This window comes from Planctomonas sp. JC2975, assembly GCF_012985205.1.
Classification (GTDB): Bacteria; Actinomycetota; Actinomycetes; order Actinomycetales; family Microbacteriaceae; genus Humibacter.
The window spans coordinates 2,187,124-2,212,370 of sequence record NZ_JABEKS010000001.1; the positions used below are offsets into that span (position 1 = coordinate 2,187,124).

Here is a 25,247-nt window from a genome sequence, read left to right on the forward strand (position 1 = left end):
AGCCGCCCTCACACGCGGTCGACGACCGGCTCCGGCGCATCGGCGGCCTCGGCTGCGAGAGCGGATGTCGTCGGCCGGCTCAGCGACGCTCCCTCGACATCCACGGATGGCACGATCCGCTGCAACCATTGCGGAAGCCACCACGCGGCGCGCCCGAACAGGGCCATGACCGCGGGAACGATCGTCATGCGCACGACGAACGCGTCGACGAGGATGCCGACGGCCAGCGCGAACGCGATCGGCCGGATCGTCGCGTCCCCTTCCACGACACCGTTGCCGAAGACTCCGATCATGATGAGCGCGGCGGCCACGACGACCTTGGCGCCCTGCTGGAACCCGGTGGAGACAGCTCCCCTTGCGCTCTCGTGATGCACGTAGTGCTCGCGCATCCCCGTGACCAGGAACATCTCGTAGTCCATCGAGAGACCGAAGAGCACCCCGATCACGATGGTGGGAAGGAAGGCGAGCAGCGGAGCCGGAGGATCGACGCCGAAGAGGCCGCCGAGCCATCCCCACTGGAAGACGGCGACAGTGACGCCAAGGGCTGCCGCAAGGCTGAGCAGAAAGCTGATCGCGGCCTTCAACGGCACCAGGATCGACCGGAAAACGGCGACCATCAGCAGGAATGCGAACAGAGCGACCAGCCCGAGGTAGAGCGGCAGCGCCGACGCGAGTCGCGCGGAGATGTCGATGTCCACGGCGGTCTGGCCGGTGACCTCGAGCTGTGGGGTCCCCTGCACGGCGTGCCTCAGAGATGGGTCGCGCAGGGCGCCGACAAGCGCGACGGTCGCGTCGTCAGACGGCTCGCTCTTCGGGATCACGGCCACGAGCACGGCATCGCCCTTCGCTCCCGCTGCCAGAGCATGCGCGACACCGGGGGTCGCCCCCACGGTGCGCACGAGCGACTCCGCCTCGGCCGGCGTGGGCGTCGAGGCATACGTGGCGAGCACCTCCAGCGGGCCGTCAGCGCCGGCGCCGAACCCCTCGGCGAGCAGATCGGATGCCTGTCGCTGCGTCGTCGACGACGGCATCGTCCCGTCGTTGCCGAGTCCGAGCCGCAGCTGAGCCACCGGCGCGGCGAGGATTCCGATCAGCACGAGCCCGCCGATGAGGAACAGCACGGGCCGCTTCTGGATGGCGGCCACCCACCCCGCGGCGATCCGTCGCTTGCGCTTCACCTTGCCAGACGCGAGCCGGCGACGAGCGCGGCGACTCAGCAGGCGGGATCCGGCCAGCGACAGCAGCGCCGGCGTCAGTGTGAGTGCCGCGAGCATGGCGACGAACACGGCGAAAGCCGCGGCGAGACCCATCTGGGTGAGGAATCCCAAGCCCTCGACCGCCAGCCCGGCGAGCGCGATGATGACGGTCGCCGCGGCGAAGAAGACGGCGGTGCCCGCCGTCCCGACGGCCAGGGGCAGCGACTCCTGCGGCGACATCCCCTCCAGCAGTTGGCGTCGGTGACGGCTCACGATGAACAGCGAGTAGTCGATGCCCACCGCGAGCCCGAGCAGGATCGCGAGGGTCGGTGCCACCGAGGTGAGGGAGACGAAGGAGGTCGCGGCGTAGATCGCGGTGATGCCCGTTCCGAGACCGACCAGGGCGGAGACCAGCGGCATCCCCGCCGCAACGATGGTGCCGAACGTGATGAGCAGCACGACGAGCGCCACAATGATGCCGGGCAGCTGCGACGACGTGGTGGTCGAGGCGCCGACGGCCCCTGAGGTCGCTGTCACCTCGAGTTGCGGGGAATCCGCGTGATCGACGGCCGCGAGGATGCCCGTCGCCGTCTCCGAGGACAGCTTCGGCGAGTCGAGTTGCACCGTGATGTATCCGATCCGGCCGTCGGCCGAGAGCCCGCCCGCCCTCGGTGCGGCGAACGGATCGATCGCAGAGGACACTCCGGTGACGGCGGAGAGTTGCGTCGTCAGCCGGCTGACGGAGGCGGCATCCGCCGCCGTGAGCGTCTTGCCCTTCGGCGCGGCGAAGACGACCTGGCCGGAGGCGTTGCCGGTGCCGAACATGCGGTCGACGGTGTGCAGCGTGGTGATGGACTGCAGCCCCTTGACGGTGATGTCCGAGTCCAACGGCTTCGCGAACGCCACCATGCTCCCGACGGCCGTGAACAGCAGCACGATCCACGCCGCGATCACCCACCAGCGACGTCGAGCGCTGAATGCTCCCACCGCTTGCCACCATCGAGCCATCGCGCCACTCACCTTCCGGTTCCATCGGAACGGCATCCGCCGTCCTTCGATGTTCTTCGGCGCGGTGCGCGAGCGCCTCGGACCGTGGGTGGAGAGTGCGCGGGAAGGGGTGGAACGCGGGTGGAGGCCGGGTGGAGGCGGCCCTCGACCGAGACGGGCCGGAGTCAGTCGGTCGCGGCCTTGAGCTTGGTCAGAATGAGCGCCACGTTCCCCATGGTGGGCTGCGGGTTGGCGTAGGGATTCGAGTCGGACGGCCAGCCTGTGTAGTACTGGGTCGAGGTCTCGGCGCCCGCCCGGTGCGCGGTCATCGCGATCGCCGGAACGTCTTCGACGAAGATCTTCTGCAACGCGTCGAGCGCCTTCGTGCGGTCTGCGTCGTCGGTCGCGTCGGTGTACGCGGTGAACAGCGACTTCGCCGCGTCATTCTGGTATCGGCCGTAGTTCCAGACGGCTTCCTGACCGATCGGAACGTAGTAGGCCGGGTCGAACATGTCGGCGTAGCTCTCCCACGGGGTGACCCCGCCGTTCGTCCAGTGAATGGCGGCCTGGAAGTTGCCGGTGTTGAGGGAGTCGGTCCACGCGTCGGCTGTGGGGTTCTCGATCGTCACGTTGATGCCGATCGACAGAGCGGATGCCTGGATCAGCGTCAGCCCGAGGTCGTAGTCGTTCCAGCCGGCGGGGGCCGAGATGGTGAAGGCGACGGGCGTGCCGTCCTTGCCGATCAGCGTGTTGCCGTTGTAGGTGTATCCGGCGTCGGTCAGGACCTTCTTCGCGCCCTTCACGTCGATCGAGAACTCTTTGTCCTTGTAGGCGTCGGAGATGAACGAGTCACCGGCTGGTGTCGGAATGCCCGTCACGTTGGTGAGTTCGGGGAAGATCCCCGACTCGGCGACCTTGCTCTCCTTGGCACGGTCGACGACCATGTTCAGCGCCCGACGCACGGCGACGTCGTTGAACGGTGCCTTCTCGTTGTTCAGCACGATGTCGTCGATGCCGAGTCCCGCCGGGTAGTAGACGCGATTGTGGGCCTTGTCCATGTCGATGTAGACGTGCTGGTAGTCGGCGATGAACGTCCAGCCCCACTGTGCTGCGCCGGTGACGAGAGCCGTCGTGAGGGTGTCGTTTCCGCTGTACGAGACGTAGCGCAGCTCCGGAGCGGCGAGCTTGCCGCCCCAGTAGTGCTTGTTGGCCTTCAGGGTGACGGCCTGCGGGGTCCAGCTGGTGAGCACGTACGGTCCGGTGCCGACGGGCTTCTTGACCGGGTCCTTCGTCGGGTCCTTGATCGTCTTCCAGATGTGCTCGGGAACGATGAAGAGTTGAAGCACCTTGACCTGGTTGACGAACTGTCCCGTGCCGAAGGTCACGCTCACGGTGTCGCCGCTCGTGGTGATGTCGTCGTAGGGCAGGCCCTCGGTGTTCAGGGCGGGATTGTCCTTGCGGAGCTGGAGCGAGTAGGCGATGTCCGCGGCTGAGAAGGCCACGCCGTCGGACCAGGTCACGCCGTGTCGGGCGGTGATGGTCAGCTTCGTGTACGCCGCATTCCACTTCCACGACGTGGCCAGCCACGGAGTCGCCTTCTGCGACGGAACCGCATCGTTGATCTCCGCGATCGGCTCGTAGATCGCGTAGCGGTATCCGAGCAACGACGCAGCAGAGGAGTTGAGGAATGGGTTCGAGTTGTCGGACTGCGGACCGTTGGGCATGCCGATGGTCAGGACATTATCGCCCGCGGCGGACGAGGAATCGCTGCCCGAGCATCCGGAGAGCGACAAGCCCACCGCCACGAGGGCTGCCGCCACGACGGCCATGCCTCTGGTGATCTTCATTCCCGTTGCCTCCTTGCACGCGATTCCCCGGCGCACTCGGCGCTGGTGGCGCGCCGGTTCGCCGGCAGGCGGGCTCCGGCGTTTCCGGGCGGAAGCAACGCAGAGTCAGCGCGGGGGTTCGCTCTGCGTCCGGGGGCACGACATTCGGGAATCGTGGGTCTGGCCAGTCAGCGTACCGGGCTCCGGCGCGTTCCGGAACTTGCGGGGTCGCGGATGGTGCGCCAGTTCAGGGCAGCGGCCGACGGCACAGCCGTGCCGCGTCCCTGTTCAACGATGTCGGCCGCGTACGCGATCGCGGTGCGATGGGCGATCTCGACCAGTCGCGCCACGTCGTCGGTGATGACGATCACGGAGAAGCCGAGACGCTCGCACAGCTCGACGATCTGCTCGATGACCCGCGTAGAACACCGTGGCACAGTTACTGACTCGTAAGTAAGTTGACAGTAGCGTTCGAGCAACGCGCACAGGGTCGGGTGTTAAGTTCAACCCGACTACTGAAGGATTGCCGCTGAATCCATTCACAGAGGAGACGACCGTGCCCGACGAAGCAGCCCCCACCGCAGCGGGCGACGCGCAGCCGGGCAACGGCGACGGTCGGTCGGCCGGATCTCAGGACCCCACCGACACTCCCGAGAAGCCGCTCTCGAAGCAGCAAGCCCGTACCCTCGAACGCCGGGAGGCCGTGCTGAAGGCGGCGATGAGCGTCTTCGGCGCACGCGGCTACAACAAGGGTGCCCTCGTCGAGGTCGCGCAGCAGGCGGGCATGACCCACGCCGGCGTGCTGCACCACTTCGGCAGCAAAGAGGGCCTCCTCGTCGCCGTGCTGCGCTATCGCGACGGCGACGCCGTGGACGGGGTCGCCGGACGACCCCAGGTGACCGGTCCGGCGTTCCTCTCCCACCTGCTCGGCACGGTCGAGGAGAACACCCATCGGCGCGGAGTGGTGCAGACGTACGCCGTGCTGTCAGCGGAATCCGTGACAGAGGGACATCCGGCCCAGGAGTACTTCCGCGGACGCCTGACTGGCCTGCGCGCGAAGCTCGCCGGCGTCATCCGCGAGGTGGTGGGCGACGGGCCGACGGACAAGGCCGTCAGCGATGCCGCGAGCGCCCTCATCGCCGTCATGGACGGCCTTCAGGTGCAGTGGCTGCTCGACCCGGACGCGGTCGACATGCCGGGCACGGTCGCGATGATCATGGACGAGATCATCGACCGACTGGCGTCGGGTGTTCCGGCACCCGATGTGCGCGAGCGTGTCGCGCAGTTGCTCGATGACCGAGGGGATGCCGCGACACCCACCGCGTAGGCGGGAGCGCGACATCCCGTGGGGTCCGTGATCGGGTGTGTTCGCGTGTCGTCGTTCAGGCGGCGACGGATCCGAGGTGCGCGCCGCCATCCGTCTCGATGACGGTGCCCGTCACGTTGCGACTCGTGGCCGCGAAGACGACCGCCTCGGCGATCTCGTCTGCCGTGGCAACATGACGCACGGGCAGCGTGGCCGCCGTCTGCGCGAAGAGCTGCTCGCGCACCTCGGCCGGAACGAAGTCCCACCACGGCGTGTCCACGCCGCCCGGGCTGACGGCGTTCACGCGGATCGGTGCGAGCTCGGTGGCGAGCGGTTGCACGAGCCCTTCGACGGCCGCGTTCAACGAGCCGATCCCCGCCGTCTCGCTCATGCCCATGCGGCCGGTGATGGCGCCGATGAGCGTGATGGATCCGTCAGCCTTCAGGTGAGGAATCGCCGCCTGAATGCTCGTGACGGTCGGCCAGTACTTCGCGTCGAAGGCGTCACGAAGGGCAGTCAGTTCGAGGCCCGCGATCGGGCCCATGCCTGCGTTGCTCGCCACCGTCACGATCAACCTGTCAACGGTGCCGAGCTCGGCGAAGAGCGCGTCGAGGGCTCCTCGGTCGCCGGCGTCGACGGAGTGTCCGATGAGTTCGGGATGCTCGGCGGCGACCGCGGCCAACCGGTCGGTGCGTCGTGCTGCGATGTGCACGGTGTCTCCCGCCGCGGCGAGGCGGATCGCCGTCGCGAGCCCGATTCCGGACGTGCCGCCGATGACGAGGGATGTGGATGTCATGACTTCTCCTATTTCGAACCGTTGCGTCTCGTAATGGAGATTAGCATGGCATCGTGGACCACGTGAAGGCATCCGACGAGACGTCCGGTTCTGAAGGCGACAGCGCGGCGTCGAAGGCCGGACGCAAGCGGAGCGAGCAGAGCAGGCTCGCCATCCTGCAGGCCGCGTTCTCACTGTTCGCCGCGTCGGGACTGCAGTCGCTCACCATCGAGGGCATCGCGGCGGAAGCCGGTGTCGGCAAGCAGACCATCTACCGGTGGTGGCCGTCGAAGGCTCACGTGCTGATGGAGGCGGTGGCCGTGAACGCGGAACTCCTCGTCTCCACCGAGGACCGCGGCAGCTTCGAGCTCGACCTGCGCGCCTTTCTCACCCAGTCGTTCGACATCGGACGCACGTCGGGCGTGCGAGAGCTTCTCGCCGCGCTGATGGGACAGGCGCAGGTGGATCCGGCCTTCGGGGTCGACTTCCGGGAGCAGTTCCTGCTCCGGCGGCGTGATGCACTCGCGGTGATCGTCGACCGGGCGCGGGCGCGCGGAGACTTCCCCGACGGCATCCGCCCCGGAACGCTCGCCGACGTGGTCTTCGGCGTCATCTGGTACCGCGTACTGGCCACAGGGGTGGATCCGGACGACGCTCTCGTCGACGAACTGACCGGGATGCTCGCCGGCGGCCGGTAGCAACGGGACGCAGACCGTTAGCAAGGCGTCAGGGACGGCATCCAGGGCGTGTCGATCCCGTGAGGACCGCCGTCGGCGCCGCACCGTCGACCCACAGTGGAATCATGACGACGGCCGGCCATGATGCAGTGCACAGCGCAGCCCCATCGCGGCTGCGGAGGATCGTGGCCGGCCCGCATCCGTGGGGTCGATTCGAAACCCGCGTTCTCGACCGGACCGGTTCAGTGGTGCAGCACGTGCTCGTCATCTATCCGCCAGGCACGAACGATCGGGAGCGTGCCGTGCTGTGGTTCGCGCGCACCTGGCCGTTGGCCGGTGCCCTCGCCGGGATCGGCGCGTTCATGTGCCTCGGCGACCTCGTCCCGTCCGCGGTTCTGACGCCGACGGTGTTCGTCGTGTACGCGATCGGCCTCGCTGTCGCGCTGGTTCCGAGCCGCCGCATCCGCGGGCTCGTGCGCCGCGTCGTGGCGACGGAGGCGCGGGATGCCCGAGCGTGGTGCGTCGACGGACGCATCGACCTCATCCGCCGCGCGGTCGGAACGCTCGACGACCTCGACCGCCGCGCTCGCGAGGGAGAGGTCGACCCCGTCGACTACGAGTTCGAGTGGGGTCGGGTCTACGGCCTACTCCGCTCAGAGTAGGAGCAGGTACTCCGGCGGCCTCATGACGGGCGCTCCTCGCGCGCCGAGAATGGCGCATGACAGGTGCGATCCGTCGAACGAAAGGGGACGCCGATGTCCGCGAATGTGAGCCCAGCCGACGCTCTGGTCGGCCGATCCCGCGAGGCGCTGAGCGCTCTTGCTCTGCAGTTCCTGCTCGGAATGGGCGCCAATCTCGTCGGGAGTCCCGAGGAGAACCACGGCGGAGGCGAGGTCGTCGCCGTCATCCTGCTGAGCCTGCACGGGCTCGTCGGCATCGGCCTCATCGTGGTCGCCGTCAGGGCCTGGACGGCCGCCAGGCGTCACCACCTTGCTGAGCGCACCGCGCTCTGGGCGTTCATCGTCATCATCCTGACGTTCCTCGCGGGAGTAGGAACGATGATCACCGACAGCGGATGGCTGTCCTTCGCCATGTCCGTTGGATTCGTCGTGGCCGCCGCGCTCTACATCGGCGTCGGCGCCGCTGCGCTCACGCGGCAGCGCGTGGCCGCTGCAGCTGGTTGAGCTCGTCGGAACATCCCCCAACGCGACCTGGCGCCGCAAGGCCGGACCGGGGACGAGAAAGCGCCCCGCCTCCCTGTTCCGGGAGACGGGGCGCTGCCATGCAGAGCGTCTGGACAGACTAGGCGACGGACCCCTCTGCGGCCGCGATCACGTCGCTGATACGAGCGTCGCCTGCTGCGACCTCGTCGAACTCCGCCTCGATCTCGGCGCGACCGAGCAACTCGGTCATGCGACGGCGACGCTGACGCGGGATGAGCGTCACGACCGTGCCGCGCTTGCCGGCGCGACCGGTGCGTCCGGAGCGGTGCAGGTAGGTCTTGTACTCGTCGGGGGCGTCGGCCTGGATCACGAGGTCGACGTCGTCGACGTGGATGCCGCGCGCCGCGACATCCGTGGCAACGAGCACCGACACGCGACCGTTCGACAGCTTGTCGAGGTTGCGCTGGCGGCGGGACTGGCTGAGGTCGCCGTGCAGCGAGACCGCGGGGATGCCCGCGTCGTCGAGCTGCTCGGCCAGCTGCTCCGCAAAAGCACGCGTGCGCGCGAAGACGAGCGTCTTGCCGTCGCGGTCCGCGAGCTGCTCGACGATCGCGCCCTTCTCGCGGTGCTCGATGACGAACACGCGATGGTCGATCGTGCCGGACGCCTGGTCCTCACCGGCGACCTCGTGAACAGCGGGCTCCACGAGGAACTCGTCGACGAGGTTCGCGACGCCCGTGTCGAGCGTCGCCGAGAACAGCAGCTTCTGGCCGCCTTCCGCGGTCTGACGCAGGATGCGCTGCACCGGCTCGAGGAAGCCGAGGTCGCACATGTGGTCGGCCTCGTCCAGCACCGTGATCGCGACCTCGCTGAGGTCGAGGTGGCCCTGGTTGATGAGGTCCTCGATGCGGCCGGGGGTGCCGATCACGATGTCGACGCCGCGACGCAGCGCGCCCACCTGGCGCGCCTGCGGAACGCCGCCGTAGATCTGCGTGGTGAACAGGCCGACGCTGCGCGCGATCGGCTGCACCGTGCGGTCGATCTGCAGGGCGAGCTCGCGGGTCGGGGCCATGATGAGCGCACGAGGCGAGCGACCCATGGTGCGCTTGCCGTTCGCCCGGCCGGACTCGGCCCAGAGCTGCATCAGACGCTCGACGAGCGGGGCGCCGAAGGCGATGGTCTTGCCGGATCCGGTGCGGCCGCGGCCGAGCACGTCGCGCCCGGAGAGCACGTCGGGGATCGTCGCCGCCTGGATCGGGAACGGGCTCGATGCGCCGAGCTCGTTGAGGGCACGGACGATGTTGCCACCGAGCCCGAGGTCGGCGAACGTCACGCCCTCGACGTCGGACGCCTCGATCGCCTCGGCCTGGAGCCGCTCGAGCACCACGTCGTCGTTCGGCGTGAAGCCGTGCTGTTCGTCCTTCTTCGGGTAGAAGTCGGAGTCGCGTCGCTCGCGCGGAGCGTCAGAGCGTCGGTCGTCGAAGGACCGACGGGGACGGTCGTCATCGAAACGACGAGCCGGACGGTCGTCGAAGGAACGGCGAGAGCGATCGTTGTCGAAGGAACGACGCGGACGGTCGTCGTCGAACGAACGACGCGGACGGTCGTCGTCGAACGAACGACGCGGACGGTCGTCGTCGAACGAACGACGCGGACGGTCGTCGCCGTAACGACGAGCCGGACGGTCCTCGAAGCGACGGGCGGGGCGCTCATCGTTGTCGAAGCGGCGGGCAGGACGCTCGTCATCCCGACGCGGACGGTCGTCGAAACGACGAGCGGGGCGCTCGCCGCTGTCGAAGCTGCGACGGGGACGGTCGTCATCGAAACGGCGAGCAGGACGCTCGTCGTTGAAGCGACGCGGACTGTCGTCGTCGTATCGACGTGCCGGGCGGTCGTCACGGCGCTGACGGTCGGCGCGCTGCGCCGAGCTCGTCGACGTGTCGAAGGAACGGCGCTCGCCGGACTGGCGGCGGTCGTCACCGTACGAGCGGGTGTCGTCGCGGTTGCCGCGGCCGTGTCCGCGGTCGTCACGGGCCGGACGGCCGTACTGGCCGCGCTCGTCGCGCTGGCCGCGGTATCCGCCGTTGTCGCGCGACGGACGCGAGTACTCGCCGTCGCCACGGGACTCGTCGCGTACGCCGCGGGCACGCTCGGGTGCGTGACCGCGGACGGCGCGGTCGTCGGCCGTCCAGCGGCGCTTCTTGGGGGCATCAGCGTCTTCAGGACGGTATCCGCGGTGGCCGGCGCTGCGGCTGCCCGGCTTGGCGGCCGACTTGGCGCCGTACGGCTTGTGACCGCCGGACTTCTTGGCGTAGCTGGGGTCGAAGTTCGGTCGACCGGCAGGTTTCTTGTTCTTGGGCATGAGGATTCTTCTGGGTTGATCTCGAGTGTGCAGGGCAGAACCCGCGACAAGCCGTCGCGTCCTTGCAGAACCTCGGGCAGGCAGCGACGAACGCCGCCTTCATGAGGACCGTTTTCCATACAGGGCCATCCGCCACGGCGCACATCGACGCAAGAGGTGCGGATCGCACCCGGCGGAACCGGCCCAACAGACTTACAAACCCATCCGCGCGACCGCGCGGTGTCCAGAGCCGACCGATCAAGTCTACAGGACGCGTGCCTGGCAGCCCTCTGGGCGCCGCATCACGCGCGCCGGAGCATCCGCTCGGCCACGAGGGCCAGCACCACGACCAGCACGACCGCCGCCAACTGCACGATCACCGGGTCGACGAGCCCCAGCAGTCCGGTCGAGAGCACGAGCACGGCAGCGACGATGCGCCAGGCGACGTGTCCAAGTCCGAGCGTGAGCCGGTATGCCACATCGCCGGCCAGGAACAGCGCGACACCCGCGGCGATGAACCACGCGAACGGTGCAGGCGCGACGGCGAAGGCATCCGCGAGCGCTCCGTGCAGACCGGATGCCAGGTAGATGAGCCCCACGATCATCACCAGGTGATCGACGTAGTAGGCGGTGACCCCGATGGCAGCCCGACGCTGCGGCGAGGCATCCGTCATCACGGCGACGGCGCGTTCGTCGTCGCCCGTGAAGTAGCACCACCACAGGGATGCGACCACCGCGACAGTCGCGACCGCGCCCACGATCGCTGCGCCGAGCTCGTGCTGCGCCAGCCCGGCCCCCACCGAGACGATCGACTCGCCGAACACGATGATCATGACGGCGCCGTGCCGCTCGACGAAGTGCTCGGGACCGAGCGCGAAACCGACGCGCCGGGCGATCACCGCCGACACCGCGAACAGCACGAACGGTACGAGGAAGAACACCCAGTCGAGCGGCCCCTCGACGAATCCCGACGCGATCAGGCTGAGGGCGGCGAGCAGGTTGAGCGGTCCGACCCGCAGCATGGCGCGCATGCCGCTCGCACCGCCGCGACCGATGAAGAGCCCGGCGTGGATGACGACGACGACCGCGTAGCAGACGCCGAAGACCAGTCCGAGCTCGCCCCACGCATCCCCGATCGTCAACGACATGACCAGGAACGCCGCCATCGCCGCGATGAGAAGCAACCGGCTCAGCACCGTCTGCTCCGCCGCCTGGTTCGTCAGCCAGCAGTACGCGTCGTACATCCACCACACGACCCCGACGGTGATGGCGGCCTGCACGGCGACGACGATCGTCGGATGCTCCACGATCGACTCCGCCACCTGACTCACCGTGTACACGAAGACGAGGTCGAACAGCAGCTCGAGCGTCGACACCCGCGACGCGATGCTGCCGGTCCGTGCAAAGGCGCGAGGTCCCTGCGAGGCTGCGGTCACCACCCCATTCTCGGATGCCTGCACTTCTTCACCGCGACCGTGGCTTACCCTCAGTGCAGTCGTACCTGTCCACCGCAGCCTCACCGTCCGCATCACCCGGCTCCTCCCGCGCCACGCGAACGCAGCCGCCCGCCGAGAACCGAGTCGCCCGTGCCACGAGCACAACGTGCGGATCGCCGCCACCACACCCGCCGACGTGGCCTGATCGTCCCGTTCGCTGCTGCAGCGATCGCGACAGTGGCTGTCGCTGGGATCCTGATCTCCGCACCCCGTGCGCACAGTTCATCCGTGCGCGCCACGACGGCGGCGCAAGCGGCTTCCGGAACCGTTCACGACGCCGTCGCATCACGGACGTCGGGGATCGCGTCGTTCGTCGCGCCGGGCGGAATCCGCACGAGTCGCAACGTGCGATATGCGTCGGCGCCGGACGGCACGCCGCTCGATCTGGATGTCTGCTCGCCGGTGACCGCGGGAACGGAGCGCCCGGCCGTCCTCCTCATCCACGGGGGCGGATGGGCGCGCGGCGACAAGGGCACCACCGCATACCACGCGGTGTGCGAATGGCTCGCGGCCGAGGGATTCGTCACGTTCTCGGCCGACTACTCGCTCGGCGAGCCGGGCCGCTTCCCCGTCGCACCGAACGAGCTGCGCTCCGCGATCGCCTGGATGCGCACGCCGGCGACCACTGTCAGGTACGGCTTCGATCCGGCCCGTATCGGCCTGGTCGGGGGTTCGGCCGGCGGCAGCCTGGCCGCACTGCTGGCCACGGAGGGATCGGGACCGACGGATCGCGGCACCCGCGTCGCCGCTCTCGTCGACCTGTCAGGTCCGGTAGACCTCACCGCGAACGGCCAGTCGCTCGGGCATCCGGGAGCAGGGCTGCAGTCACTCGTGCTCGGCTATCTCGGCTGCGCATCGTTCGCGAACTGTCGGCAGGCATCCGCGGCATCCGCCATCACGCACGTCGACTCGAGCGACCCGCCCGCATTCATCCAAGGATCGGAGCGGGACTTCGTGCCGCACGAGCAAGGTCAGGCGTTCGCAGCAGCCCTCGAACGTGTCGGCGTGCCGACCAGGATGCGAATCGTTCCCGGCGACCGCCATTCGATCGCCGAGCTGGATGCGGCCAGCAGAGCCGCCGTCGCCGCGTTCCTGCACCGCTATCTCGGCTGAGCAGCGGATCGTCGTGGCTGGGTCCCGAGGCGTCCGCCCGGCGGCTCGTGCACTATCTGCGCGAAACGCGGCCGACACATTCCCGACCTAGCATGAACGCCATGCCGGAGAGCCCGTCCACCATCACGATCGGCCTCGAGTCGCCGTACGCGAACGGCATCGAAGAGCTGCTGCGCCTCGGCGCCGAGTACTCGCTCTCGTTGTATCCGCCGGAGGAGTGCTTCCTGCTCACGCCCGCCGAGCTCGACGAGCCGGGTGTGCGACTTTTCGTCGCACGTGATGACGCCGGTGGCGCACTGGCCATGGGCGCCCTCGTCGCACGGCACGACGAGGGAGAGCTGAAGCGGATGTTCGTGCATCCGGATTCCCGCCGCCTCGGCCTCGCCTCACGCATCCTGACCCGGATCGAAGACGCCGCGATGGCGCAGGGGCTTCCCCGCCTGGTGCTGGAGACCGGGCCTCTCCACGATGCGGCGCTGGCCTTCTACCGCCGGCACGGATACGTTCCGATCCCGCGGTTCGGCCCCTACGTCGGTTCGCCGTCGAGCGTCTGCTTCGCGAAGGAGCTCGGGGCTTCCTGAGCCGACGCCCCGAATGCGTGCGCCGTTCCCTCGTGCACAGCGCGCGACCCGGACGCGAACGGGCGCAGCCCCCGGACCCGCACGTGCACACCCGGATCCGGGAGTGCGCGAGGCATGAGTCGTTTCGTTTCCCCCTATCGTGGTGCCGTGGCTCACAACGACGGCCCCGGCGTTCTGGCGTCGGTGCGCGATGACTTCCCCCGCTGGTATCAGGACGTGCTGGAGAAGGCCCAGCTCGCCGACAACGGACCGGTGCGCGGCACCATGGTCATCCGACCGTATGCGTACTCGATCTGGGAGCGGATGCAGGCCGACGTCGATGCGCGCATCAAGCGCACCGGTGCCGAGAACGTGTACCTGCCGCTGTTCATCCCGCAGTCCTATCTCGAGCGCGAGGCGGAGCACGTCGAGGGCTTCAGCCCCGAGCTCGCCGTCGTCACGCACGCCGGCGGCAAGGAGCTGACCGAGCCGGTCGTCGTGCGACCGACGAGCGAGACCGTCTTCGGCGAGCTGATGGCGAAGTGGGTTCAGTCCCACCGCGATCTGCCGATGCTGCTCAACCAGTGGTCGAATGTCGTGCGCTGGGAGCTGCGGCCTCGCCTGTTCCTGCGCACCACCGAGTTCCTCTGGCAGGAGGGGCATACCGCCCACGCGACAGCCGAGGATGCTGCCGCGTACGCGCGCCGCATCCATCTCGAGGTGTATCGCGACTTCCTGCAGGAGACGCTCGCCATTCCCGTGCTGGTCGGGGTGAAGAGCCCCCGCGAGCGCTTCGCCGGCGCGATCAACACCATGACGTGCGAGGCGATGATGGGCGACGGCAAAGCCTTGCAGATGGCGACGAGCCATGAGCTGGGCCAGAACTTCGCACGCGCCTTCGACATCGGATACACGGATTCCGCCGGCACGGTACAGACGTGCTGGACGACCTCGTGGGGGTCGAGCACGCGCATGATGGGCGGGCTGATCATGTCGCACGGCGATCAAGCCGGTCTTCGCGTGCCGCCGCGCATCGCGCCGATCCAGGCGGTCGTCGTCGCCGTGAAGGACGACGAGCGCACCGTTGCTGCGGCATCCGCGATCGCCGATGAGCTCACGGATGCCGGGGTGCGGGTGCGTCTCGACGCGCGCAGCACACCCGGCTTCGGCCGCCGCATCGTCGAATGGGAGCTCAAGGGTGTTCCGCTGCGCATCGAAGTCGGTCCGCGCGACTTGGATGCGCAGCAGGCAACGATCGGCCGTCGCGACGTGCAGGGGAAGACGACCCTGCCGCTGGATCAGCTGCGCACCTCGGTGCCGGTGCTTCTCGACGCGATGCAGGCAGAGTTGTTCGAGCAAGCCTCCCGGCGGCTCGCCGAGAACACCGCCGACGTGGAGACCGTGACGGAGGCGGTCGCCGCTGCGGCCTCGGGCTTCGCTCGGATTCCCTACGCCGCGCTCGGCGAGAGCGGCGAAGACGAGCTCGCCGCGAGTGCCATCACCGTTCGCTGCCTTCAGACCGCTGAAGGCGGCCTGCCGGCCGCCGACACCACGGAGGACCTGTTCGCGATCGTGGGCCGCAGCTACTGAACGGATGCGGAGAACGCGCCATCGGCGCGCTCGGCGCTCAGCTCTGGAACACGGCCTCCGGCGCATTCGCGATCGCGAGTTCGATCGAGCGCACGAACCGCGGCGCCATCTCCGGCAGCTCGCCGACGGCGTACCAGCGCACGTCGATGTTCTCATCGTCTCCGACAGCGGCGTCGCCAGACACATACCGGCAACGGAATACGGTGTCGAGGTACTGCGCACGATCACCGTTGGCGTACTCGATCGGATCCGTGACCACGACCCACACCAGCCGTTCCGGCTCGACGACCACGCTCGCCTCTTCGAGCGCTTCACGTCGCGCGGCAACGGCGGGCTCCTCGCCCGGCTCGACACCGCCGGTGATCGGCGTCCACTCTCCCGTGTCGGAGCGACGCACGAGAAGCACCTGCTCGGTTCCAGCCTCGCCCCGCAAGACGACGGCCGTCGTGCCGCTCAGCCACAGCGGCATCGTGCCGATCTTCTCGCGGAGTGCGACGACGAATTCAGGAATCGGCATGCTTCGAGCGTATGCCAGGCAGAGCCGGCGTCGGGGCGACCCAGACCGCGGTGTACCGCCAGAAGAGCGCGCGGCGGATCGTCACGCCGGGGATCACCGCACGCGCGACATCCGCGATCTCCTCGAGCGTCTCACGCGGTTCGGCCGTCGGAGCCGTCATGCTCTGCGGCGCCGCCTGCACTCTTCGCGGCTGTCGTAGCGCACCCATCACGGGGTTGAGCACCAGGGAGGCCACCGACCACCGCAGGTCGGCAGCGGTCTCCTTCGCCAGCCCGACGATCACCAGGCGTCCTCCCGGTCGCACCAGCGAGCGTGCCTTCTCGAGCGTCGGCGCAAGCGGGAGGTGGTGGAGCACCGCCACGAACGTGACGAGGTCGTAGCCCGGTTCGGTGCGGCCGGGTCGGGGATCGGCTTCCCCATCGTTCTCGGGATCCATCTGGCCAGATCCGTCGAGGGCCAGCTCGTCGAACGTCCCCTCTCGCACGACCGCGGACCGGATGCCGGCCACCGTGGCGCGGGCGCGAGCTGCGGTCTCCGCGTCTGGTTCGATGCCTGTGACGGTCTCCATGACATCCGCCAGCGCGCGCAGCAGGTTGCCCGTTCCGCAGCCCACATCGAGCGCGCTGGTACCGCCGCTCCGACGGACCAGACGTGCCTGCCGCGACACCCAGGGGATGTACGCGTCATTGTGGGACCACGGATGCGCCGCGTTGAAGCGACTCAGGCCGTGGAGCAGGCGCGTCGTGATCGTTCCCACCCGCGGCAGCGTAGCGGTCGGCGGCTACCTCGCCGGAGCAGGCTCCGGCTCGGTCGGCGCGTGCGGCGCGTCATCCGTCGGCGTGGGCTCTGTCCCGCCGGATCCCGGACCACCGGCTCCCGGACCGCCGGATCCCGACCCGTCCGATCCCCCGGACGCTGCGCCGCCCGCCGCGGATCCGCCCCGCTTGGCCTCCCGGCGTGCCCGGCGCCGGTCGCGGGCGCCCTCCACCAGGTTGTAGAGGGTCGGCAGCACGATGAGCGTGAGCAACGTGGACGAGATCAGCCCGCCGATCACGATGATCGCCAGCGGCTGCGAGATGAACCCACCGTGGCCGGTGACGCCGAGCGCCATCGGCAGCAGCGCGAAGATCGTCGCGAGCGCCGTCATGAGGATCGGCCTCAGACGACGGGACGCACCGTGCCGCACGGCATCCGGAACCGACAGCCCCTTCGTGCGGTACTGGTTCACCAGGTCGATGAGCACGATCGCATTCGTCACAACGATGCCGATGAGCATGAGCATCCCGATGAGGGATGCCACGCCGAGCGGCACCTGCGAGATGATCTGCAGACCGATGGCGCCTGTGGCGGCGAACGGGATCGAGATGAGCAGCAGGAGCGGCTGACGCAGTGACTTGAAGGTCGCCACCATGACCACGTAGACGATCAGGATCGCCGCCAGCATCGCGAGCCCCAGCTGCGCGAACGCGGTGCCCTGGTTCGAGGTGACACCGCCGATCGTCGCGGCCGCCCCGCTCGGCAGGTCGACCTTCGTCAGCGCCTCCGACACCTGGGTGTTCGCGGTGCTGAGGTCGTCGCCGACCGGATTCGCCGTCACCGTCGAGCTCTGCAGCCCCTTCTGCGTCGTGACCGTCGCCGGCCCCTTGGCGTCGTGCACATCGGCCAGCGTGGACAGCGGCTGCGGACCGCGCAGCGTCTGGATCTGCAGGTTCTTCAGCTCATCGACCGTCATCGGCTGGTTCTTGTCGGCGATGTAGATCGTGAGCGACGTGTTGTCGATCGACACCGTTCCCACCTGCGTGGGCTGCATGGCCGCCGAGACCTGCGACCCGACCGCGACCTCGCTGAGGCCGTACTGAGCGGCCGTCGTGCGGTCGACGCTCACCGCGATGTACGGCAGCGTCGAGGCGAGGTTGCTCGTCACCTGGTTCACCGAGCTCAGCTTGTCGAGCTGGGTCACCACGGAGTCGGTCGCGGACTTCAGGTCGGCCTGGTTCGAGGCGGTGATGTCCACCTCGATGCTGCTGGATCCGCCGAATCCCGCGTTCGACGACACCTTCACGTCGCCCGGCACGTCGAGGTTCTTCAGCTCGTTCTGCACAGTCGTCTGGAGGGCGTCCTGGTCGGCCTCGGGGTCGGTCGTGATCGAGAAGGTGGCGCTGTTCGCGCCGCCGCCGCCGAAGGCATCAGCCAGCGCACTGCCCGACGTGCCGATGGAGAGCTGCACGGTCTCGATGCCGTCGATCGACAGAAGCTTCTTCTCCACGACGGTGGCCGCGTCGTCCTCCGCCTGCAGACTCGTGCCCGGTTCGAACGTCTGGGTCACGGAGAGCGTGTTCTGGCCGCTGGATCCCAGGAAGTTCGTCTTCATCAGCGGTGCGAGTGCGAGCGTTCCGCCCAGCACGAGCACGGCGACGATGATCGTCACCGCCGAGTGCTTCAGCGTGAAGTTGATGATCGGCAGGTAGCCGCGCTGCAGGCGGGACGGATGCTCGAGCTCGTCGTGGCCGCTGGCCACGGCATCCGCGATCGACATGTGGCTCGCAGCGTCGTCCGCCGCGAACTCCGCCTGCCTGGCGGCCTCCGCCTCACGGAACGCCGCCTGCTCTGCCGGGCTCCCGGCCGCGGCGGCGACCTGCACGGCAGATCCCTCCGCACCGGCCTGCCCTGCGGACGCCCCGGAGCTGACCACCCCGCCCTTCTTGGCGGCCTTGGCAGCTCGCTTGGCCGCCTTGCGTTCATCCCTCGCGGCCTGCTTGGCGGCACGCCTCTGCAGGGTGGCCGGCTTCGGCGGACGCACGAGCCAGTACGCCAGCACCGGCACGATCGTGAGTGCCACGAGCAGCGACGAGAGCAGCGCGATGGTCACGGTCACAGCGAACGGCCGGAACAGCTCGCCCGTCACGTCGCCCACGAAGGCGATCGGCAGGAACACCGCGACGGTCGTGATGGTGGACGCCGTGACGGCGCCAGCCACCTCGCGCACGGCGGCGATGATCGTCTTGGCCCGGTCGACGCCCGCGACCATGTGTCTCTTGATGTTCTCGATGACGACGATCGAGTCGTCGACGACACGGCCGATCGCGATCGTGAGACCACCGAGCGTGATGATGTTCAGCGTGTAGCCGCTCGCCCACATGCCCAGGAACGTGATGAGCACCGACGTGGGGATGGAGATGAACGTGACGATCGTCGACCTGATCGACAACAGGAAGATCAGGATGATGATCACGGCGAACGCAAGACCGAGCAGACCCTCTTCGGCGAGCGAGTTGATCGACTGCTGAATGAACGGGGCCTGGTCGAACACCGTCGTGAACTTCGCGTTGTGCCCAAGGGACTTCTCGAAGTCCGATGTCTGCTTCTTGACCTCGTTGGAGACCTGCACCGTGTTGGCCGTCGGCGTCTTCGTGACGGCGATGGTGAGCGCGGGCTTGCCGTTCACGCGCGAGATCGAGGAGGTGGGGTCATCCGTGATGGCCACCGTTGCGACGTCGCCGATCGTGTGCACGGCTGGCGTCTGTGCTGCCTGCGCGGCTGCCGCAGCCGCGGCGCTCTGCGACGACGATGCCGATCCCGTCGACGGTCCCGTCGCGCTAGACCCCGAGGCTGCCGAGCCAGAGGCCGACCCGGCAGCGGACCCGGATGCCGACGCCGCACCCGAAGCGGAGCTCGACGACACGAGTGGAAGCGACGCGATCTGCTCGACCGACGTGATCGTGGATCCGGCCTGCACGTTGAGCGTCTTGCCGTCCGCCGTGATGGATCCGGCCCCGACGAGCACGCCGTTCTGCTGCAGTGCCGTCGTGATGGACTGCGTGCTCACGCCGGCCGCCGCCATCTTCACGGGGTCCGGCGTGATCGTGACACGCTGGCCGACGGCGCCGATGAGCTGGGCGGAGGCGACGCCGTCCATCTTGGTGATGTCCGGCAGCACAAGACGTTTGATGTCGGCGGCGAGCTGCTTCTCGCTCTCGTCGCTCGTCACCGCGAGTTCGATGATCGGCAGATCGGAGATGCTTCCCGCGAACACCTGCGGCTTCACGTTGGCGGGCAGGCGGCCCGAGATGTTGTCGATCGCCTGGTTGATCTTCTGCTCGGCCGTGTCGAGGTCTGATCCGTAGGTGAACTTCGCTGTGATGAGCGACTGGTTCGTGCTGCTCACCGCCGACGTGCTGTCGAGGTTCGGCACGTTCTGGATCGCGGACTCGATCGGAGTGCTCACATCGTTCTCGACGACCTGAGGCGAGGCGCCCGGATACGTGGTCACGATGACCAGCTCCGGGAAGTCGATCGACGGCGTCAGCTCCTGCTTCAGGTTGGTGAGGGCGATGCCGCCGAAAACGGCGACCACGATCGTGACGAGCGCGATGAGAGCACGGTTCTTCATGCTCAGAACGGCAAGGGAGTGCACGTGCGAATCCTTAGAAGAGTGAGATGACGCGATCTGCAGGACGCCGGCATCCCCGCCGACCGGGCGATTATCGCACCCGCGGCTGGACGGTTGACACCCGTCAACTACCGGGCACGGTGTAGTGTCCGCTAGCCTCCTAGCAAACGGCTCGGTTCATGGTCGCCCGAACGGCTCTGTCAGTGCTCGTCTCGCAGTAGTTGGTCTCGCAGCGGTCGGTTCCGTGAGGATCCGCCATCCGCGTGGGACGCACAGGGTGAGGAGTCCTCGTGGCGGATGACGACTGGATGACGCCCGGCGAGAGCGCTCCCGCCGCGGCACCGACGCCTCCCGGCGCGCGGACCGGCAAGCGCTCGCGGCGAGGGATCGCGCGGCACGGACGCCTGCGGCGGCATCCGTGGTCCACCGCAGGCAAGATCGTCGCGTCGGCAGCGACAGTAGCGCTGGTCAGCACCCTCGGAATCGTGGGGGTGGCTGCGGCGAACCTGGTGAGCGACGCGCCGCCTCCCGTGCATCTGGTCGGCCAGACGGCGGGACCCATCCCGGACATCGGTGCGCTGCAAGGCGGGATGAACATCCTGATCGCCGCGAGCGACTCGCGCACGGACCAGGGCAGTGACTACGGCACCACCGACGACAGCTCGGGCATCGGGCTCAACGACGTGACCATGCTGCTGCACCTCGCGCAGGACCACACGCACGCCGAGGTGATCAGCTTTCCGCGCGATCTCATGATCGAGTTCCCGCGATGCCCCGACGGCAACGGCGGCTGGAACAGTGCGATGTCGAAAGCGCAGCTCAACTCCTCGCTCGCCGACGGCGGCCTCCCGTGCACCGTGGAAGTCATCAAGCACCTCACCACCCTCGACATCCAAGCGGCAGGCCTCATCAAGTTCGCCGGCGTGGTCGCGATGTCGAACGCGGTCGGCGGCGTGACGGTGTGCATCGGCGGCGACGGGATCGACGATCCGGATGCCGGCAACCTGCAGCTCCCGCCCGGAAATGCCACGCTCCAGGGCGAGCAGGCTGCGCAGTTCCTGCGCAGCCGTCACGGCGTCGTCGGCGGGAGCGACCTGTCGCGTATCAGCAACCAACAGGTCTTCCTCTCCGCGTTGGTGCGCCAGATCTTGAGCGGTGACACCCTCTCCAATCCGGTGAAGCTGTGGGGGCTGGCCAAGGCCGCGGTGTCCAACATCCGACTCACGGACAACCTCAACAACCCGACGAGCCTCTACCAGCTGGCCTTGGCGCTGAAGGGCCTGAGCTTCGACGACATCACGTTCGTGCAGTACCCGGTGCTCACCGATCCCGACAACGACCAGCGCGTGGTCCCCGACGAGGACTCGGCGAAGACGCTCACCGACGCCATCGCCGCTGACCAGCCGCTCGCGCTCACCGGCGGAACCGGGCAGGGATCCGTCCAAGCGTCGGGATCCACGGATCAGCCCGCGGCGACTGCGGCACCGACCGCATCGAGCATGGCTCCGGCCGGCACGCCGGCGCCCGCGGCAACACTGAGCGACAACGTGAAGGGTCAGACGGCGGCAACCCAGACCTGCTCGAACGGCGACGGCTAGCCCGGTGGCGCTCAGACGACCGCGGCGAGCAACCCCGCTTCGGGGAGCGGATGCCGTGCAGCCGCCGGCCACGCCCGCTGCAGCGCAGAGACCGCTCGTTCGACGTCGCTCTCGGCGTACGTGATCGGGATGCGAAGGAACCGCTCGAATGCGCCGTCCACGCCGAACCGCGGTCCGGCAGTGACCAGGAGTCCCTCGCTGCGCGCAGCAAGTGCCAGCTGGGAGCTCACCGGTGCGCCGATGTTCACCCAGAGCGCCAACCCGCCGTGCACATGCGGCACGACCCAGTCCGGGAACGCCTCCGCGATGACGCGCTCTGTTGCATCGCGGCCCGCACGAAGGGCTCCGCGCCGCTCCGCGAGCACCCGGCCGTAATCCTCGAGCAACTCGGCGACCACGAGCTGGTCGAGCACGGGCGTTCCGAGGTCCATGTTGACGCGCACGGCATGCAGCCTGCGGATGACGGATCGCTCCGCGCGCACCCAGCCCACCCGGAGCCCGCCCCACATGGTCTTGCTCGCCGACCCGAGCGTGATCACCTGCGCCCCGCCTGCAACGGCCGCGAGCGGCGGGAGCGTCTCCGGGCGGTCGATGTCCAACTCGCCAGGGGTCTCGTCGGCGATCACGACGGTGCCCTGCGCGGCGGCGGCATCGAGGATCCGTCGCCGCACGGACGCCGTCATCGAGCGGCCCGTCGGGTTCTGGAAGTCGGGCATGACGTAGGCGACGGCGGGTGACGTGCGGCGCACGACCGACTCGAACGCGTCGACATCCCATCCGTCGAGCGAGTCCACGGAGACCGGGGCCGTCACGAGACGCGCGCCGGCCGCGGAGAGCGCGTCGTACGCGTGCGGATACGTCGGCACCTCGATCAGCACGCGATCCCCGCGGCTCACCAGAGCCCGGCCGATGAGCGTGATCCCCTGCTGAGCGCCGACGGTGACGAGCACCTCGTCCGGATCGGTCGGCAATCCGCGCTCCGTGTAGCGACGGGCAATGGCGGCCCGCAGCGCCGGCTGGCCGATCGTGTCGTAGCCGGAGTCGCCGAGCAGAGGCGTGAGCGATTCGGATGCGCGGCGCACGGCATCCGACATCATCGACGGGGCGGGGAGCGCCGCCTTGGTGAAGTCGAGCAGACCGGTCGGAGGCGCGGGCGAGGTGGGTGCCGTGCCGGGGATGACGGTCCGCGTGCCGGATCCCTGCCTGCTCACTGCGAAGCCCTGATCCCGCAGCCGTTGGTATGCGGCGGTCACCGTGGTGCGACTCACCTCGAGCTGAGCGGCCAGTTCGCGCTCGGCGGGTAGGCGCACGCCGGAGAGCAGGCGACCGTCGATCACGAGCAGACGGATGCGATCGGCCAAGGCCTCGTAAGACGGCCCGGCATCGCGCCACTGGCCGAGCAGGTCAAGGAGAGACCGGGAGCTGATCGACGTCGATGCCATCAAGCCACTTTAACCGAATTGGCTCTTCAAGGAAAGGCCAATCCTCGGATTGGATACCTAGCATGCAGCCAATCCAGCTTCCTGTGTCGCGCTCCGGCGATCGGCTCCGGGGCGTCCGCCCGCTCGTCGAGCGTGCGCAGACGGGTGTTCGGACCGAGAGCGTTGAAACCAACGGGGTCGGTACGCACGGTGTCGGTACGCACGGTGCTGGAACGCACGGCGTTCCCACGCACGGTGTCGGTACGCACGGTGCTGGAACGCACGGCGTTCCCACGCCGGGCGATCGGAAGCCGGATGATCGGGCTCTGAGCGATCGAACTCTGGCGCGCGCACGAGCCTTTCGCGCGCGAGCTCTGCACGTTCGGCCGCTGAGCGTCCGTCCCGCGACGCGGGCTCGTCGGATGACGCAGCTGCTCGCCGGCCTGTTCCTGTACGGCTTCGCGATGGCGACCATGATGCAGGCCACCATCGGCATCGAGCCGTGGGATGTGCTCGCGCAGGGGATCATGCTGCACACCGGCATCCCGTTCGGCCTCGTGACCAACCTCGTTGGCGCCGCCGTGCTGCTGCTGTGGATCCCGCTGCGCCAGCGTCCTGGGCTCGGAACGGTGCTCAACGTGCTGCTGATCGGGCCGTCTGCGCAGTTCGGCCTGTCGGTCATTCCGCAGCCGAGCGAACTGTGGGCGCGCATCCTGCTGTTCGCGGGCGGGCTGCTGCTCATCGCCGTGGCATCGGGGCTCTACATCGGCGCCCAGTACGGGCCTGGTCCGCGGGACGGCCTCATGACGGGCCTCCACGCGCGCACCGGGAGACCGATCTGGCTGGTGCGCTCGGCCATCGAGGCCGCCGTGCTGCTCGTCGGCTGGCTGCTCGGCGGCAACGTCGGATGGGGCACCCTCGCGTTCGCACTCTGCATCGGCCCGCTGGTACACGTGACGATCCCGCTGTTCGCGCTGCGGATCCCGGATGCCGCCCCCGGCTCCCCCGACGACGCCCGCCTCATCGAGTCCGACGCCGCATCCCGCGGCCGCACGCGCTCTCCGGAGCCCTGGGCCTTCACTGCCCGCCGCTGACCCGCCCGAGACCCGATCCCTCTCCGCGAGGGTGCCCGCGCCCGCCATTCACGCGAAAGTGCCCGCTCCTCCTCCCGAAAGTGCCCGCTCCTCCTCCCGAAAGTGCCCGCTCCTCCTCCCGAAAGTGCCCGATTCTCCTCTCGAAAGTGCCCGATCCTCCTCCCGAAGGTGCGACTTTGTCAGGGGAGACGCGCGGCTCTCTCGCGACGAAAAGACACACTCTCGGGAGAAGAAACAGGCACCCTCGCGCGGAGTTACGGGCACTTTCGCGAGGAGAAGCGGGCACCCTCGCGAGGAGTTACGCGCACTTTCGCGAGGAGTTACGCGCACTTTCGCGAGGAGTTACGCGCACCTTCGGGAGGAGGAACGGGCACCCTCGCGGGGTGGGCGGTGAAGTGCGGGGCTACAGCTGCCGGTCCGCGTAGACGCGGAACGCGTCGCGCACGAACGTCGCACCCTCGGTGCCGCCGTAGTTCGCGGCGAACCGCTCGTCGGCGACGTACATGTCGCCGTATCCGAGCAGCACCTCGCGGCCCATGGTCACACCCGTTGCAGGCGCGGCCAGGTTCAGCCAGTCCACGTGACGCTGAACGATCTGCTGCACGCGGTCATCCGCCGGGTCGGCGCCTTCCGCCTTGGCCGACGCGTAGTCGGCGGCGATGTCGAGGTGCTGCTGCTGGAACTCACGCTTCTCCGTCTCGCTCTTCGACCGCCACCAGGCATCGCTCTTCGCGTACGCCTGGCTGCCCCAGCGCTCCTCCACCTCCTCTTTGTATTGCGTGTGATCGAATCCGTCGAATGCGTTCTCGGCCATGATCGCCTCTCCCTTCTGCAATGCGTCGATCGTGGATGCCACGGATGCCGCCTGCCGCGCCAGCCGGTCCTGCTCGCTCTTCAGCCAGTGCAGGTGGTGCCGGAGCGCAACGGTCTCGTCCTGCTCGCGGCCGAGCACGGCCGCGATATCGGCGAGCCCGAGTCCGAGGTCGCGCAGCAGCAGGATCCGCTGCAGCCGCACGAACGCCCGTTCGTCGTAGTAGCGGTATCCGTTCGCGCCGATCCGGCTCGGCTTCAGCAGCCCGATGTCGTCGTAGTGACGCAGCGTGCGGCTGGTGGTGCCGACGAGCCTCGCGAGGTCCTGGATGGAGCGCTCGGCGAGCGGTTCGGCATCCGTGTCATCCGTCATGTCTTCGACGGTAG

The 25,247-nt window shown here is 68.5% G+C and carries 20 protein-coding genes; 9 read left to right on the plus strand and 11 right to left on the minus strand.

Annotation, left to right across the window (positions count from 1 at the left end):
• Nucleotides 1–8 precede the first annotated feature (8 nt).
• The 3 genes from HII28_RS09855 to HII28_RS09865 all read right to left on the minus strand — a co-directional run bounded on the left by HII28_RS09855 (nucleotide 9) and on the right by HII28_RS09865 (nucleotide 4,446).
• Complete coding sequence (locus HII28_RS09855) at nucleotides 9–2,204, minus strand: MMPL family transporter (RefSeq protein WP_170025243.1); 2,196 nt, start codon at nucleotides 2,202–2,204, stop codon at nucleotides 9–11.
• A gap of 164 nt (nucleotides 2,205–2,368) precedes the next feature.
• Complete coding sequence (locus HII28_RS09860) at nucleotides 2,369–4,030, minus strand: ABC transporter substrate-binding protein (protein WP_170025244.1); 1,662 nt, start codon at nucleotides 4,028–4,030, stop codon at nucleotides 2,369–2,371.
• A 167-nt stretch (nucleotides 4,031–4,197) separates the two neighbouring features.
• On the minus strand, nucleotides 4,198–4,446 hold the full coding sequence (locus tag HII28_RS09865) for a hypothetical protein (RefSeq protein WP_170025245.1): 249 nt from the start codon (nucleotides 4,444–4,446) through the stop codon (nucleotides 4,198–4,200).
• A 119-nt stretch (nucleotides 4,447–4,565) separates the two neighbouring features.
• Here HII28_RS09865 and HII28_RS09870 point away from each other — a divergent pair, with 119 nt between their 5' ends.
• A complete protein-coding gene (locus HII28_RS09870) occupies nucleotides 4,566–5,336 on the plus strand; it encodes a TetR/AcrR family transcriptional regulator (protein ID WP_205864615.1) in 771 nt (256 codons plus the stop codon).
• 55 nt (nucleotides 5,337–5,391) lie between these two features.
• Here HII28_RS09870 and HII28_RS09875 read toward each other — a convergent pair whose 3' ends face one another.
• Nucleotides 5,392–6,111: an SDR family oxidoreductase gene (locus HII28_RS09875; protein WP_170025246.1), complete on the minus strand. Its 720-nt coding sequence runs from the start codon at nucleotides 6,109–6,111 to the stop codon at nucleotides 5,392–5,394.
• A gap of 53 nt (nucleotides 6,112–6,164) precedes the next feature.
• On the opposite strand from HII28_RS09875, the gene HII28_RS09880 reads away from it, so the two are divergent.
• The 3 genes from HII28_RS09880 to HII28_RS09890 all read left to right on the plus strand — a co-directional run bounded on the left by HII28_RS09880 (nucleotide 6,165) and on the right by HII28_RS09890 (nucleotide 7,951).
• On the plus strand, nucleotides 6,165–6,788 hold the full coding sequence (locus HII28_RS09880) for a TetR/AcrR family transcriptional regulator (RefSeq protein WP_205864616.1): 624 nt from the start codon (nucleotides 6,165–6,167) through the stop codon (nucleotides 6,786–6,788).
• A 104-nt stretch (nucleotides 6,789–6,892) separates the two neighbouring features.
• On the plus strand, nucleotides 6,893–7,429 hold the full coding sequence (locus HII28_RS09885; protein ID WP_170025247.1) for a DUF6611 family protein: 537 nt from the start codon (nucleotides 6,893–6,895) through the stop codon (nucleotides 7,427–7,429).
• Between the two features lie 93 nt (nucleotides 7,430–7,522).
• Nucleotides 7,523–7,951, plus strand: coding sequence for a hypothetical protein (locus tag HII28_RS09890; RefSeq protein WP_170025248.1), 429 nt, complete (start codon nucleotides 7,523–7,525; stop codon nucleotides 7,949–7,951).
• A 118-nt stretch (nucleotides 7,952–8,069) separates the two neighbouring features.
• Here HII28_RS09890 and HII28_RS09895 read toward each other — a convergent pair whose 3' ends face one another.
• Nucleotides 8,070–10,292 carry a DEAD/DEAH box helicase gene (locus HII28_RS09895; protein WP_170025249.1) on the minus strand — a complete coding sequence of 741 codons (2,223 nt, stop codon included), beginning with the start codon at nucleotides 10,290–10,292 and terminating at the stop codon, nucleotides 8,070–8,072.
• Between the two features lie 281 nt (nucleotides 10,293–10,573).
• A complete protein-coding gene (locus tag HII28_RS09900) occupies nucleotides 10,574–11,707 on the minus strand; it encodes a low temperature requirement protein A (RefSeq protein ID WP_170025250.1) in 1,134 nt (377 codons plus the stop codon).
• Nucleotides 11,708–11,995: 288 nt separating this feature from the next.
• Here HII28_RS09900 and HII28_RS09905 point away from each other — a divergent pair, with 288 nt between their 5' ends.
• The 3 genes from HII28_RS09905 (at nucleotide 11,996) to proS (ending at nucleotide 15,030) form a co-directional block, all read left to right on the plus strand.
• Complete coding sequence (locus HII28_RS09905) at nucleotides 11,996–12,880, plus strand: alpha/beta hydrolase (RefSeq protein ID WP_170025251.1); 885 nt, start codon at nucleotides 11,996–11,998, stop codon at nucleotides 12,878–12,880.
• Between the two features lie 101 nt (nucleotides 12,881–12,981).
• Nucleotides 12,982–13,461 (plus strand): GNAT family N-acetyltransferase, encoded by a 480-nt coding sequence (locus tag HII28_RS09910; RefSeq protein ID WP_170025252.1) that lies wholly within the window; start codon nucleotides 12,982–12,984, stop codon nucleotides 13,459–13,461.
• Between the two features lie 147 nt (nucleotides 13,462–13,608).
• Nucleotides 13,609–15,030, plus strand: coding sequence for a proline--tRNA ligase (proS, locus tag HII28_RS09915; protein WP_346769254.1), 1,422 nt, complete (start codon nucleotides 13,609–13,611; stop codon nucleotides 15,028–15,030).
• A 37-nt stretch (nucleotides 15,031–15,067) separates the two neighbouring features.
• Here proS and HII28_RS09920 read toward each other — a convergent pair whose 3' ends face one another.
• The 3 genes from HII28_RS09920 to HII28_RS09930 are packed head-to-tail and all read right to left on the minus strand — an operon-like array spanning nucleotide 15,068 to nucleotide 19,961.
• Complete coding sequence (locus HII28_RS09920) at nucleotides 15,068–15,547, minus strand: NUDIX domain-containing protein (protein ID WP_170025254.1); 480 nt, start codon at nucleotides 15,545–15,547, stop codon at nucleotides 15,068–15,070.
• Nucleotides 15,534–16,304, minus strand: a complete 771-nt coding sequence (locus tag HII28_RS09925) for a methyltransferase (RefSeq protein WP_205864617.1) — start codon at nucleotides 16,302–16,304, stop codon at nucleotides 15,534–15,536. The genes HII28_RS09920 and HII28_RS09925 overlap by 14 nt, the downstream gene beginning before the upstream one ends.
• Nucleotides 16,305–16,328: 24 nt before the next feature.
• Nucleotides 16,329–19,961, minus strand: a complete 3,633-nt coding sequence (locus HII28_RS09930; protein ID WP_346769255.1) for an efflux RND transporter permease subunit — start codon at nucleotides 19,959–19,961, stop codon at nucleotides 16,329–16,331.
• Between the two features lie 266 nt (nucleotides 19,962–20,227).
• Here HII28_RS09930 and HII28_RS09935 point away from each other — a divergent pair, with 266 nt between their 5' ends.
• Nucleotides 20,228–21,535, plus strand: a complete 1,308-nt coding sequence (locus HII28_RS09935) for an LCP family protein (RefSeq protein ID WP_346769256.1) — start codon at nucleotides 20,228–20,230, stop codon at nucleotides 21,533–21,535.
• Between the two features lie 11 nt (nucleotides 21,536–21,546).
• Here HII28_RS09935 and HII28_RS09940 read toward each other — a convergent pair whose 3' ends face one another.
• Nucleotides 21,547–22,977, minus strand: coding sequence for a PLP-dependent aminotransferase family protein (locus tag HII28_RS09940; protein ID WP_170025255.1), 1,431 nt, complete (start codon nucleotides 22,975–22,977; stop codon nucleotides 21,547–21,549).
• Between the two features lie 401 nt (nucleotides 22,978–23,378).
• Here HII28_RS09940 and HII28_RS09945 point away from each other — a divergent pair, with 401 nt between their 5' ends.
• Entirely contained in the window at nucleotides 23,379–24,050 is a 672-nt protein-coding gene (locus HII28_RS09945; protein ID WP_205864618.1) for a hypothetical protein, read from the plus strand.
• A 403-nt stretch (nucleotides 24,051–24,453) separates the two neighbouring features.
• On the opposite strand, the gene HII28_RS09950 is transcribed toward HII28_RS09945, so the two are convergent.
• Entirely contained in the window at nucleotides 24,454–25,233 is a 780-nt protein-coding gene (locus tag HII28_RS09950; RefSeq protein ID WP_170025256.1) for a MerR family transcriptional regulator, read from the minus strand.
• Between the last annotated feature and the right edge of the window lie 14 nt (nucleotides 25,234–25,247).

Bases quoted from the DNA above. Each gene is read 5' to 3' on its own strand.
- HII28_RS09890 (WP_170025248.1), top strand. From the start codon at position 7,523: ATGTCCGCGAATGTGAGCCCAGCCGACGCTCTGGTCGGCCGATCCCGC.
- HII28_RS09910 (WP_170025252.1), top strand. From the start codon at position 12,982: ATGCCGGAGAGCCCGTCCACCATCACGATCGGCCTCGAGTCGCCGTAC.
- HII28_RS09945 (WP_205864618.1), top strand. From the start codon at position 23,379: ATGACGCAGCTGCTCGCCGGCCTGTTCCTGTACGGCTTCGCGATGGCG.
- HII28_RS09875 (WP_170025246.1), bottom strand. From the start codon at position 6,111: ATGACATCCACATCCCTCGTCATCGGCGGCACGTCCGGAATCGGGCTC.
- HII28_RS09885 (WP_170025247.1), top strand. From the start codon at position 6,893: ATGACGACGGCCGGCCATGATGCAGTGCACAGCGCAGCCCCATCGCGG.
- HII28_RS09950 (WP_170025256.1), bottom strand. From the start codon at position 25,233: ATGACGGATGACACGGATGCCGAACCGCTCGCCGAGCGCTCCATCCAG.
- HII28_RS09895 (WP_170025249.1), bottom strand. From the start codon at position 10,292: ATGCCCAAGAACAAGAAACCTGCCGGTCGACCGAACTTCGACCCCAGC.
- HII28_RS09860 (WP_170025244.1), bottom strand. From the start codon at position 4,030: ATGAAGATCACCAGAGGCATGGCCGTCGTGGCGGCAGCCCTCGTGGCG.
- HII28_RS09920 (WP_170025254.1), bottom strand. From the start codon at position 15,547: ATGCCGATTCCTGAATTCGTCGTCGCACTCCGCGAGAAGATCGGCACG.
- HII28_RS09940 (WP_170025255.1), bottom strand. From the start codon at position 22,977: ATGGCATCGACGTCGATCAGCTCCCGGTCTCTCCTTGACCTGCTCGGC.
- HII28_RS09855 (WP_170025243.1), bottom strand. From the start codon at position 2,204: ATGGCTCGATGGTGGCAAGCGGTGGGAGCATTCAGCGCTCGACGTCGC.